The following is a 12,891-nucleotide window of genomic DNA, read 5'->3' as shown; positions in this document are numbered from 1 at the left end:
CTGCAGGTTTGTGTTCTGCAGGCTACATCTATTTCACCAACAATTTCAAAACGGTGGAAAATGTCTTTGGAAAACAAGTCAAGCAGTATGACGCGCCGCGAGTGGCTCAACACCGTCTCCCTTCCCGCATTAGCGGCCACATCGTTCGCCATGATGAAAGCGACACCTCTCGCAGCAGAGCCTGCAGGCAAGTCTGACAAGCTCGATCTGGGATCGCGTGTCTACAATGTCCGCAGCTACGGGGCCAAGGGCGATGGTAAGGCCATGGATACCGCGGCGATCCAGGCCGCCGTTGACGCATGTACTGCCGATGGCGGCGGCACGGTTCTCCTCACTGGCGGAATATTTCAGACAGGAACAGTGGAGCTGAAGAGCAACGTCACGCTTCACATCGCATCGTCGGCAAAACTTCTCGGCACGTCAGATGGCAAACAGTACCACGCTGTCGATGCCATCCCGCTTAGCGGCGATTCGACGTTGAATGATGGGAACTGGGCGCTTCTCTATGCCGTTAATGCGAAGAACGTCACGATTGAAGGCCCCGGAACAATTGATGGTCAAGGCTTCCAGTTTCATTCTCCCGTTCGCGGGACCCCGCCTCCAAGTGGCCTCGGAGGGCTTAAGCGTCCGTATCATATCCTCGCGCATCAGTGCGAAAACCTGATTGTGCGCAACATCGACCTCATCGATTGCGCGTACCACAGCATTCGGGTCATCCAAAGCAAGCGTGTTCACATGGACACGATCTACATTCACAACCGCGTTAACAGCAATAACGATGGTTTCCACTTCATCAGCGCGCAATACGTTACCGTCAATAACTGCATCGTCCTCTCGCAGGACGACGCATGTGCACTCTTCGGGAGTTGCAAGTACGTCACGGTAACGAACTCTGTCTTCAGCACGCGCTGGTCGGTCTTTCGTTTCGGCGGAGGATTCGCTGAGAACATTGCTATCTCAAACTGCGTCATCTATCAGGTGTACGGGTGCCCTATCAAGTTCCAGGGCAATCCGGGTTCGCGGTATGAGAACATCTCCTTCTCGAATCTTGTGCTGAGCGATGTAACCGGCCCGATTCATGTCAGTGTCGGACCGAGAGCCGCACGTGCAGCTACTCCAGGCGCACCAGTCACTCCGTCGAACGAATATGACGCATCGACGGGAGCTCCGCGAGGAACAACAACGCCAGCGGTGCTCCGCAATATTTCGTTTAGTAATATCCACGGAACGGTGACGACGAATCCGCCTCAACTTCCCGACGCGAAAATTACAAGCAATGCGAATCCGGGAGAGAAGCACTCGTGCATCACGTTGAACTGTGTCGGCGGAGCAACGATGGAAAACATCTCGCTTAGCAACATTCACCTCACCTTTGGTGGAGGCGGTACTGCAGAAGATGCAGCGCGCAGGGACCTCCCTGAGATAGCAGGCGAGTATTTCATGATGGGGCCGATGCCCGCGTATGGACTCTACGCACGCGGTGTTCATGGGCTCACAGTGCAGAATATCCGTCTTCAGGTTGCATCTCCTGATCTTCGTCCTGCGGTCATCTTTGATCACGTTGTTGATGCCACAATCTACGGCATCAATGTTCAGGGCAACACATCTGCGGAATCGGCGGCACGATTCATTGATAGCAAAGATATTTTGATGAACTCCCCACGGCTGCTTACGCCGGCTGCAGTCTTCCTGCAGGTCGAAGGAAGCGAAAATGAGAACATCATCGTCGATGGTGGAGATCTATCGAAGGCGCAGAAGCCCGTGGCCTTCGCCAATGGAGCAGCGGAGAAAGTGGTTCGTCTTCGTATCTGAATAGCCGATGTTATGATCGGCCTGAATCCCCGCGATAAAGTTTGGTTGATTGAGTCAATAAAAAGATGAATAGACGACAAGCTGCAAAGATGTTGATACCGATGCCGTTCCTGGCTCACGGCCAGATGCGTTCGGCTTTTGCCGAAATGTTCTTCGGCGCTAAAGATAAGGTCGCTGCCACCGAGACCGACTGGTCGAAAGATCTCTGCGATTCCCAGATGCAGCGCACGCCTGATCCGACAAAGCTCGGAGGCTGGGGCTATGCGATCTCGCTCTATCTCTATGGGCAGTTTCTGGTCTACAAGCGGACGGGAGACAAGAAATATCTCGACTACATTCAGGGGTGGGTCGATAAGCATGTCTCCGAAGACGGCGTCATTGATCGCACGATTTCGGCGCTGGACTACATGCTCCCCGGCAATCTTCTGCTGGTGCTCTATGCCGAGACGAAGCAGGAGAAATATCGCAAGGCAGCCGACAGCATCCGGCATCGTTTCGACACTTACCCGCGTACTGAAGATGGTGCCTTCTGGCACGCGCTCTCCAGGCAGCATCAGCTATGGCTCGACGGCATGTTTATGTCGATGCCGTTCCTTGTTCGTTATGGCAAAACCTTCAATGATGCGAAGTATGCCAACGACGAAGCGGTGAAGCAGCTGCTGATCTACAAAAAGCATTTGAATGATCCGCAGACTGGGCTGATGTTTCATGCTTACGATGAGTCCGGTGCACAGCCCTGGGCCGATCCAGTTACACATCACTCTTCGATCTTCTGGTGCAGGGCGATCGGCTGGTTTGGCATGGCGTTGATCGAAGTTCTGGAGATCCTGCCGCACAACCATCCGCAGCGTAAAGAACTGATCGATCAGGTCATTCAGCTTACAAATGCCTATGCAAAGTACCAGGATTCCGCAACGGGCCTCTGGTATCAGGTCGTGGATAAAGCAAGCACACCCGGAAACTGGCTCGAAACTTCCAGTTCGTCCATGTACACCTACACGATCTATATGGCGGTGCAGCGCAAATACATTCCGAAGAAGTTTCTCGAAGTTGCCTGCAAAGGGTATCGTGGCGTCCTCACCCAGGTCTCTAAAGATGCCGACGGCCAGATGCACATCGCGAACATTTGTGGCGGCACCAACGTGGGCGATCTGGCGTTCTACCTCAACCGCCCACGCAACACCGACGACTTCCACGGGCTGGGTGCGTTCCTCATCATGAATGAGCAGCTGCGTCTTTCAAGCTGGCCTTCTCGCTAAATAACGAAAGGGCACTAAACTGAAGGTGCACTGCGTCGAACCAGAGGGGGAAATGTAGCCAGTGGACATGCGTGACATCGCGAAGCTAGCAGGAGTTTCAAGCGCCACCGTGTCACGCGTTATCAATGGTCTCAACAATGTCAAACCCTCCACAGCAGAACGCGTTCGGAAGGTGATCGCAGAGGCCAAGTTCTATCCCAATAGCAGCGCGACGACCTTAAAGCACGGAAGGTCAAATTCCTACGGGCTCATCATTCCAGACATCACGAACCCATTCTTCCCAGAGCTAATCCGAAGCTTCGAACAGATTATGGTCGAGAGGAATCTCGACATGTTCATGGCGACGACGGACTTTCATGCCTCGCGCGCACAGCAATCCATCCGCCGCATGCTCATCCGGAAAGTTGACGGGGTAGCACTTCTCGCCTCTGAGATTGAGACGGAGCCGATCGAAGCTCTGGTTCACAATCGTGTCCCTCTTGTCACGATGGACCGCCGTATCGTTGGCCCTGGCTTGAGTGATGTACAGATCGACTACTACAGTGGCATCCTCGAAGCGGTTAAGCATCTTAAGTCTCTCAGGCACACCCGCATCGGATATATCGGAGGCTCCATTGGCCCAACCATCTCCGATCATCATCGTGACGGCTTCATCAAAGCGATGAAAAAGAACAGCCTCAAAGTGGATACGGAGTTGATGAGGGCAGGCGACTATCGCATCTCCGGTGGGGAGCGGGCCATGGTGGAGCTATTAAACCTCCGTCCATATCCGACAGCTATTATCGCAGCTAACGATCTTACCGCGATCGGTGCGCTTCGTGCGCTGCATGCAAGAGGATTGTCCGTGCCGTCCGATGTCTCTGTGGTCGGCTTTGACGATATCGAGCTGGCGGATCTCTTTCAACCGCCTTTGACAACGGTCAAGCTGCCACGGCAACAACTCGCACGTCAGTTGTTTAAAGCACTGGAAGGCCTGCAGAGCGATGCGCAGTCGTTGGGTACGCAATATGAAGTTGCCGGAAGTCTTGTCATTCGCAAATCGACTGCGATGGCTCGTGCTGATTGAAGCTCGATCAGTAATCACCAAAAACTAATGTTGATCAGTATGCAGGTCGCCAGCAAAAGCGTCGCCAGCAGCCACGACACGCGTAACGCCTGAGTGGATCGCAACATGCGCGAGTTAAAGGTGACGTGTTCGATCTCCGCAGCCGGCTTTGCTTGCGTGAACAGGCTCATGAGGGACGATGCGATCAGGCAGACGAAGAACGCAACGATGGCTCCATAAAAATTAGCGTTCATCTGTGACCCATAGTGCAGCAGCCCAAAATGCACTGCAAGATTCATGGCCAGGGCGGCCAGCATTCCAGATACCAGCCCTGCAATCGCCGCAACAGGTGTCGTCCATCGAGTGAATACACCAAGCAGCATCGTCGCAAACAATGGAGCATTGAAGAGTGAAAAGATTAGCATCAGATAATCCATCATCGTGCTATAGCGAAGCGCAAGATACGCCGACGCGATGCTGAAGACAGTTGCCGCAGCGATGGATAATCTCCCCATGCGCAGATACTGCGATTCACTCTTCGCTGCAGCGATCCTGGGCTTGTAAACGTCATGCGTCCAGATGGTGGCAATGCCCATGATGTTTCCCGCCAGTGCCGACATCAGGCTGGCCAGAATTGCGGAGACTCCCAGGCCCAGCATGGCCGGGCCATAAAAGTGGGTCATCACTCTGGGCATCGTCTCATCAAATCGTACGTCTGAAGACAGCACGGAGAAGGCCGCGAGCCCCGGAACAACAACCAGCAGTGGGAATACCAGTTTCGCAAACCCCGCGATCAAAGGCGTATTGACTGAGCCGCGCATGTCGCGCGCAGCAAGTGCTCGCTGAATCAGCAGAAAATCCGTACACCAATATCCAAAGCTAAGTACAAAGCCCAGTCCCGCGATCACTCCCAGAACATCCATGGGCGCAGTCTTAGGATTAATGGCGGGAAGCGATGCCCACGTATGGCGCATCGGATCCGGCACACTGGCGACGAGTCCATGAAGCCCATGAAAGCGCCGCAGAATGAGATACGTCAAAGGAACCAGACCCGCCACAGTGATTGCCAGCTGGATAACCTCGCTATAGATCGTTCCCTTCAAGCCGCCAAGCGAGACATAGCAACTTGTGATTGCCAGTGTGAAAAGAATCGTCGCGAAGAAATTCCAGCCCAGAAACACCTGCAGCAGCGATGCAATCGCATAGAGACTAATGCCCGAGACGAACCCCATCATCACAATCAACGACACGGACACGATCATCTGCAGTGTGTCGTTGTAGCGAAGACGCAGAAACTCCGGCAATGTCGCCGCGCCGCTCTGCGCATAGACCGGCATCATGAAGAGAGCGAGAAAGATGATCGCTGGAATCGCGCCGATCCAATAGAAATGCAGCGTCAGCATGCCATACTTCGCACTGGCTGCAGCAAGCCCCATAATCTCCAGAGCTCCGCAGTTGGCGGCAAGAAAGGCGAGCGAGGTCACCCCAGCTGGCAGCATCTTCCCCGCATGAAGAAATTGTGATGCCGTCTCCGAGCGCCGTCGAAAGAGGTAGCCTGCGGCGAGAATGCCTATAACGTACAGGCACACCACGCCAAATGTGGCATGGAGATAAGCCGCAGAGAGCGAGGCCAGATAAGGCACGATTTCCCGATCATAATGATCGCAGTCGTGTCAGGCAAAAAATATCCGCGTGTGCACAAGCAGTCACACACGCGGATATCTCAGAATCAGAGTGTCGCTACAGAGCTTTCAGGTCGATTTCGAAGAAGTGCACCGGATCGCCGCCGCCCTCCATCGTAATGGTTAGATCCTGCAGCGCGCCGGGCTTGATCTCGACTTCGCCCATTGGCAGTGTCTTCATCTGGCGAGGACCTGCCGTCGCTTCAATCGCTCCTGTGAAAGTCTTGTCTCCCAGCCTGACGGCAAACTTTCTGTTCGGCGTGCTCTCATCCTTTGGTGTGCTGTACTTCACCTCCAAGGCAAAGCGCAGTGCCTTCTCCGTGCGAATCTGCCAGGTCAGTGAATTGCCTTCCTTCTGCAAGCCGTCCACGAAGTACTGCGCCGTCTTGCCATCCCCGTAGACAAAGCCGTTGCCCGTTGCTGTCGCATCAAATCCGAGCAACTGATTTGTCTGCGCCTGCAGCAGACGTCCCGTCTTGCCCTTCACCGGCCCATCTGTCTTCACAACGATGACTGTATCCACGGCATCCGGAGCCATCTTCGGTACATCGATCAGCAGATCTTCTGTGCCCACGCGGCTCGTCTTCAAGGGCTTCTTCGCCGCATCGCTCAACAGATAAGCCTGCTTCACATTGCTCAACAATCCACCGACGAGCAGCTTGCCATTGGACGGCCACTCCAGCACATGTAGATAAAGCGTATCGCCTTTCACTGTCGAATCGCCCCACGCCTGCCGGTCCAGCGGCGTCCGCTCGGTGCCGTGAATGCTGTCGCCGTTGACGGCCATCCATTTGCCGATGCCTGCCAGAATCTCCGCATCCGGCGGGTCGATGGTGCCATCACCCTTTGGACCGATGTTCAGCAAGATATTGCCGCCCTTGGCTGCCGTTTTAGCCAGCAGCTGAATGAAATAGCCAACCGGCTTATGCACCGTATCGAGCTTGTTATATCCATACGACTCGTTTGTTGTCGGAATCGCCTCCCAGTCCCCCGGCGTAGGACGCAGTTCCGCCGGACGGTCGGCTGTGTCGAGATAATCGCCCAGGTTCACTCCCAGCGTTCGCGCCGCGCGTCCGTTGATCACAACATTCGGATCGGCCTGACGCACGGCCTTGATGATCGCCGCTTGTTCAAAGAAGGGAAGCTTGCTTGGCGTATCGAACCACAGAATGTCGGGGTGATACTTCGCGATCAGTTCCTTTAATTGAGGAATCGCCTTGCCGTATACATACTTTTCAACGCGCGGAATCAGCTCTGGATGAGCGTTGTACCAGTTCAATCCGCCATACAACCCCTTGTCGCCTGCTGGGTTCTGGTAGTCCCAGTCATTGCCCGGAGCATTGGGGTCCTCCCAGTCGAATGCATGGGAGTAGTAGAAGCCCACATGCATCCCCGCGGCATGCGCAGCGTCGACGAGTTCTTTGAGCGGATCGCGATCGAAGTGCGAGACGTCGCGTATGTTGTACTTGCTCACATCCGACGGCCAGATCGCAAACCCATCATGATGCTTCGATGTGATGATGACGTATTGCATGCCCGCTGCCTTCATCTGCTTCACCCACGACTTTGCATCGTAGGCATCCGGATGGAACTTTGCCGCTACGTCATCGCGATAGACGCTCAGAGGAATCTTGTTTACGCGCATGATGTGTTCGGCATACCCCGGATTCGGCCGGCCTTCCCACTCTCCTCCCAGCACCGAATAGGCGCCCCAGTGAACAAAGCATCCAAATCGCGCTTCACGCCACCACGCCAGCCGCTGATCTCGTGTCTTCAATGACTCTGCATACCAGCCTGTCTTTGCATCCTGAATCGCCGCCGCATCTTGCGGCGAAGCGTTACCGACCTTCATGGGCTCATTGCCGGCATCCAGCCGGCGTTGCGCCTCATCGGGAGCGAGATTTTGCCCCACTGCGTGGCCGATGCCTGCCATCGCCACGAAAATCCAAAGAAGACTGCGCATGCTCCAAAACCTCCAATGTCCAATCGCGCTCATTATATGAATTTTATTGGTGAAAGAACAATTTCTATCTCAAAAAGATTGGCGTACTCTATCTAGGTCTGCTGTATCAGGAGTCCGCTCGCACCCATGAACTTAACACTCAGAATCCGCAGCCTTCTCATGACCGGTCTTCTTCTCAGCTGCGCACAGCTCAAAGGGCAGACTCTCACCCTCGCATCTCCGCTTGACTACCAGGTCTTCCAGCGCACTACCCGTCTGGCCGGTGCCATCGAACTGCGCGGTCATGGCCCCGCCGAGGCAGACAACCTGCGTGTGCGCATTAAAGGGGAGGCAATCTCCGGGAAGCTTCACAGCAAGTGGACCAGGTTCACTCTCCATTCCTCTTCCGGCGATTTCAAGCAAATCATCGAGACCTCTGCCGGCGGTTTCTACACCGTTGAGGTACAACTGCGTCGCGGCCATCACACGCTGGCAGCCTCCACAATTCCGCACGTTGGCGTCGGCGAAGTCTTTGTCATCGCAGGGCAATCCAACTCCACTAATTATGGCGAGACTCTTCAGACTGTTCAGACCGGTATGGTCTCCACCTTTAGCGGTGACTCCTGGCGAATTGCCAACGACCCACAGCCCGGCACGCAGGACAACAGCAAGAAGGGAAGCTTCCTTCCTTCCTTCGGCGACGCACTTTACCGCAAATACCACGTCCCCATCGGCATTGCGTCCACTGGCCATGGTTCCACAAGCATTCGCCAGTGGCTCCCCGCAGGGGAGAAGGTCGAAGTCATGCCCACGATGACGAAATACATCACCAAAACTGCGGACGGTACGCTCATCAGCGACGGAACCCTCTTCAACGGCATGATGCACCGTATCCAACAGTTCGGTCCCCATGGCTTCCGCGCCGTCCTCTGGCATCAGGGCGAATCCGACTCACATCAGGCCCCCGAGCATGAGATCTCCGCCTCTACCTACCGCGACATGCTCGAACACGTCATTCTCTCCGCGCGCCAGCAGGCCGGATGGGACATCCCCTGGTTCGTTGCGCAGGCTAGCTACCATACTCCCCAGGATCCCTCCACGCCTCCCATCCGTGAGGCTCAGCAAAGCCTTTGGAGAAGCGGCATCGCGCTGCAGGGGCCAGATACCGACACCCTCACCGCGGCCTACCGGCAGAACAACGGCAAAGGCACACACTTCAACGACGCTGGCCTGAAGGCTCACGGTGCGCTTTGGGCCCAGAGTGTCGAAGTGTGGCTCGATCCCATCCTGCGTTAACCCCTCCGTAAATTCAGGTCAGTATTGACTTCAAACAAATTGCAAACGATTTCAATACGCGAAATAAAAAAGCAATTAGTAAAAGTTTTCTTGACAGCTGTTTTTCGTGCTCGATAGGATTCTCGCCGTCACTACCGGTAGCACTGCCGGAGTTGTCAGGAGACCATCGATGCAGAAATCACTGATTGCAACCGCCACTAGAGCGGCACTATTCGCCAGTCTGTTCCTTGCGAGTTTTGCCGGTCTATCTACCCCTGTTGTGGCACAGAGCTCCTCCTCCGCCGTCAGCGGAATCGTTACTGACCCGACCCAGAACGTTGTTGTCGGTGTTAAGGTGACTCTCAGGAACGTCGACACCAATGTCGAGCGTGTCACCACCTCCAATGGCTCCGGCAACTACGTCTTCACCAGCATCCCCCCGGCACGCTATACCCTCAAGTTCGCTGCTACAGGCTTCCAGACGGAGACCATCGCCGCTTTCGAGGTCGCCGTCGCTCAGGCTGTGACCGTCAACACCACACTTAAAGTTGGAGATGTCTCGGAATCTGTCACCGTCGAAGCCACCGGCACTCAGGTGGAAAGCTCCACGGCGCAGCTCGGCACCGTCATCGACGAGAAGGCCGTCAACAATCTTCCGCTTAACGGCCGCAACTTCACTCAGTTGCTCACGCTCACTCCAGGTGTCACCCCCATCAGCAGCGGCCAGAATTCTGGCGCTGGCAATACCGCGGTGGTTGCCGCAAGCACGACCAGCTACTCCTTCCCCTCCATCAACGGAGCCGGCAACCGCTCCACCATCTATCTCGTCGACGGCATGAACGACAACCAGGCCTGGTACAACACCTATGCCGTGCCGCCCATCGTCGACACCATCCAGGAGTTCAAGGTCAACTCCCACAACGACGCTATCTATGGCGGCTCGCTCGGCGGTGTCGTCAACGTGGTCACCAAGTCCGGCACCAACACCTTCCACGGCTCTGCCTGGGAGTTCATTCGCAGCACCAGCTTCGACGCCAAGCCCTATGTCCCCTCACCTGCCTCCTACCATCTCAATACGTTCGGCGGACAGGTCGGCGGACCCATTCGTATCCCACACGTTTATGACGGACGCGATAAAACCTTCTTCCTCGTCGGTGTAGAAGCCACACACTACTCCAAATCCGGTTCGACGAACATCCTCATTCCCACACAGGCACAGCTCAACGGAGACTTCTCGTCTGCTACGACCGGAGTCAGCAAAGGTGGCACCTGTTCCGCTGGTGACACCAAAGCTCAACCCTATCCCTGCCAGCTTTACGATCCTACCGTCGGCAACAGTGCGGCCACGCCTAACCGGCCTGCATTCCTCGGTAATCAGATTCCCACTGCGAAGATGAACCCCTACGCACTTGCCTTCGTGAAGGCGGTCTTTGGTGGAGTGCAGCCCATGGTCATCCCGGGTATTCCTACCACCCAGGCTAACTACCAGATCACCGATCCTACGCGCCAGACGGTCTATAACTACACCGGCCGCATCGACCAGCACATCGGTACCCGCGACTTCATCTTCTTCCGCTACGCAGGCATCGACTGGAACCAGCAGGCGCCCAGTACGCTTCCCACACTCTTTACCTCAACTCAGATTCCCGCGCAGCAGTACGGAGCCAGCTGGGTGCATATCTTCTCGCCCACGACCAGCATGCAGGTCCAGTACGGCCGCACACACGTTGAAAACAACGTGCTCACGCAGTTCAACGATCCCAATCTCTGGAAGACGTATGGCTGCTCGACCGACATGTGCGCCTCCTTCGTGGGTGGTGCAACTGTTCTCGTCACTCAGGCTGTCACCGGAGGCTTTAGTGGCGGTGAGGTGAAGAGCCCGACGCCGAACCTCTCCAGCATTCATGAGTGGCAGGGAAGTGTGATTCGCATTATGGGCAAGCACCAGTTCCAGGCAGGTGGTGGTTGGGATCAGGTCAACTACACTGCTACCCTGCGGCAGGGAACGGTTAACTTTACCGGAGCGTCAACCTCGAACTTTGCCAAGAATCCAGGTTCAGCGGCCAACCTGACATCCGCGCAGATCAGTGCCCAGTCCGGTTTCGGACTCGCCGACTTCCTCCTCGGCTATCCCAACAACGAAAACAAGCGTAACGTCCTTCTGACGGAGCGCCCCGGCGGTATCGCAAACGCGTACCTGCAGGACAGCTGGAAGATCACCCGCGAACTCACTTTGAACTACGGTCTCCGCTACGACCGCTCGGTTATTCCCGCCTACGGTACCGATGCCTCCATCGGTCTTCAGGGATCAATCGAAACCGGAGACTTCGACTTCAACAACGGAGATTACATCATCCAGAAGCTCCCGCCGCTCTGCACGGACCGTGGCCATGCACCCTGCCTCCCGAGTGCTACGCTTCCGGCTCATGTTCGCGTTGCCACTGGTAGCAAGATCCTCCATGGCTCCAAGTACAACTTCTCGCCGCGCTTCGGCTTCGCCTATCGCGTCAACGACAAGATGTCTGTTCGCGGTGGCTACGGTATTACCTACGACAACTGGGCTGCCATTATCCAGATGACCCAGAACTATCAGGGCTCCTGGCCCGATACCGGCACGCTCCAGATCAACGGAACGAACACACCTGGTACCCCCTACACCTCGGCGCAGAACCCCTTTGCCGATAACCCAGGCAACCTTCCCGCAGCCACACCGTTTACGTCTTCGAACGTCAACTACATGGTCGATCCGCGCTGGAAGAATCCCTACTCGCATCAGTACAACCTCGGCATCGAGCAGCAGTTCGGCGATCGCACCATCTTCTCGCTCAACTATGTTGGTTCGTCTTCGCACCGTATGGACATCGGAGGCTACTACAACACGGGCACGCCCTGCACCACCTGCACCTCCTTCGCCTCACGCGGTACCAACACCGGTCAACCCTTCCCGTACACCGTTCCGCAGAAGTCTTGGGACCACGCTGGCGGCACCGCCTCCTACAATGCCCTTCAGGCTTCGTTTGCGCGGCACTTCAGCACCGGTCTTGGCTATACCGTTGCCTATACTTGGTCGAAGACCCTCAACGACGGTACGGACGGCTATTTCGGCGTCGAAGGCGGCGTTCCCCAGGATCCCTACAATCCCAAGGGCAGCCGTGGCCCCGCCAGCTTCAGCATCCCTCAGATCGTTGCAGCTAACTTCATCTACGAACTTCCCTTCGGTCAGGGTAAGCATTTCTCCTCGCACTCCAGCCTCGTCAATTACATCATTGGCAACTGGCAGGTGAACTCCATCTTTACGGCACGCTCCGGTCAGGTTCTCAATATCACTGCCTCAGGCGATATCGCGAACACTGGCAATGCTGGTACCTATGAGCGCGCCAACCTTGTTGGCGATCCGTTTGTCGCCGGCCCTGTCGCAGCAAATCCACTCTGCAACGCCCCGGCAGGTCCCACTCGCACTCGGGCTCAGTGGTTCAATCCCTGCGCCTACGCGGCGCCAGCCATTGGAACGTATGGCAATGGGCCACGCAACGCCATCCGCGGTCCGCAGTACTGGAATCTCGATTCTTCTGTTCACCGCATCTTCCCCATCCGCGAAGGTCTTTCCTTCAAGCTGGACGTTGAGGCCTTCAACACCCTCAACCATCCAACCCCCGCCAACCCGGGAACCAGCGTGAGCAACCTGGTCACCCTGGGAAATATCGTGGGAGTCTCTACTCTCACCAATCAGCGTCTGCTCCAGTTTGCAGGCAAATTCCAGTTCTAACTCTCATCTGATACGCCGGGCGCAGGTATATACTGCGCCCGGTTTTATCTTTTAAAGTCAGGTCTTATAAACCTCGACTTCATTCAAAATCGGTAGGGAAAGCATCACGA

General features: G+C 55.8%; 7 protein-coding genes. 5 read left to right on the top strand and 2 right to left on the bottom strand.

The annotated features are described in order from the left end of the window. The first annotated feature begins 66 nt into the window (after window positions 1-66). The 3 genes from KFE13_RS08465 (at window position 67) to KFE13_RS08455 (ending at window position 4,137) form a co-directional block, all read left to right on the top strand. Complete coding sequence (locus tag KFE13_RS08465) at window positions 67-1,812, top strand: glycoside hydrolase family 28 protein (RefSeq protein WP_260706729.1); 1,746 nt, start codon at window positions 67-69, stop codon at window positions 1,810-1,812. 65 nt (window positions 1,813-1,877) lie between these two features. Then, the gene (locus KFE13_RS08460; protein ID WP_260706728.1) at window positions 1,878-3,071 is read left to right on the top strand and encodes a glycoside hydrolase family 88/105 protein; all 1,194 of its coding nucleotides are present in this window, start codon (window positions 1,878-1,880) and stop codon (window positions 3,069-3,071) included. Window positions 3,072-3,138: 67 nt separating this feature from the next. Continuing rightward, window positions 3,139-4,137: a LacI family DNA-binding transcriptional regulator gene (locus KFE13_RS08455; RefSeq protein ID WP_260706727.1), complete on the top strand. Its 999-nt coding sequence runs from the start codon at window positions 3,139-3,141 to the stop codon at window positions 4,135-4,137. Window positions 4,138-4,151: 14 nt separating this feature from the next. Here the strand turns inward: KFE13_RS08455 and KFE13_RS08450 are convergent, their stop codons facing one another. Continuing rightward, on the bottom strand, window positions 4,152-5,759 hold the full coding sequence (locus KFE13_RS08450) for a sodium:solute symporter family transporter (RefSeq protein ID WP_260706726.1): 1,608 nt from the start codon (window positions 5,757-5,759) through the stop codon (window positions 4,152-4,154). A gap of 97 nt (window positions 5,760-5,856) precedes the next feature. After that, on the bottom strand, window positions 5,857-7,761 hold the full coding sequence (locus KFE13_RS08445; protein ID WP_260706725.1) for an alpha-L-fucosidase: 1,905 nt from the start codon (window positions 7,759-7,761) through the stop codon (window positions 5,857-5,859). Window positions 7,762-7,887: 126 nt separating this feature from the next. Between KFE13_RS08445 and KFE13_RS08440 the strand changes: the two genes are divergently transcribed. Together KFE13_RS08440 and KFE13_RS08435 are read left to right on the top strand one after the other, a co-directional pair. Further along, the gene (locus KFE13_RS08440; RefSeq protein ID WP_260706724.1) at window positions 7,888-9,036 is read left to right on the top strand and encodes a sialate O-acetylesterase; all 1,149 of its coding nucleotides are present in this window, start codon (window positions 7,888-7,890) and stop codon (window positions 9,034-9,036) included. 169 nt (window positions 9,037-9,205) lie between these two features. Beyond that, complete coding sequence (locus KFE13_RS08435) at window positions 9,206-12,781, top strand: TonB-dependent receptor (RefSeq protein ID WP_260706723.1); 3,576 nt, start codon at window positions 9,206-9,208, stop codon at window positions 12,779-12,781. The last annotated feature ends 110 nt before the right edge of the window (window positions 12,782-12,891 follow it).

The sequence above is a fragment of the Edaphobacter flagellatus genome (genome assembly GCF_025264665.1).
Taxonomy (GTDB): Bacteria; Acidobacteriota; Terriglobia; order Terriglobales; family Acidobacteriaceae; genus Edaphobacter; species Edaphobacter flagellatus.
The sequence above is the reverse complement of the archived record's forward strand: the minus strand, read 5'-3'. Positions and strand labels throughout refer to the sequence as shown.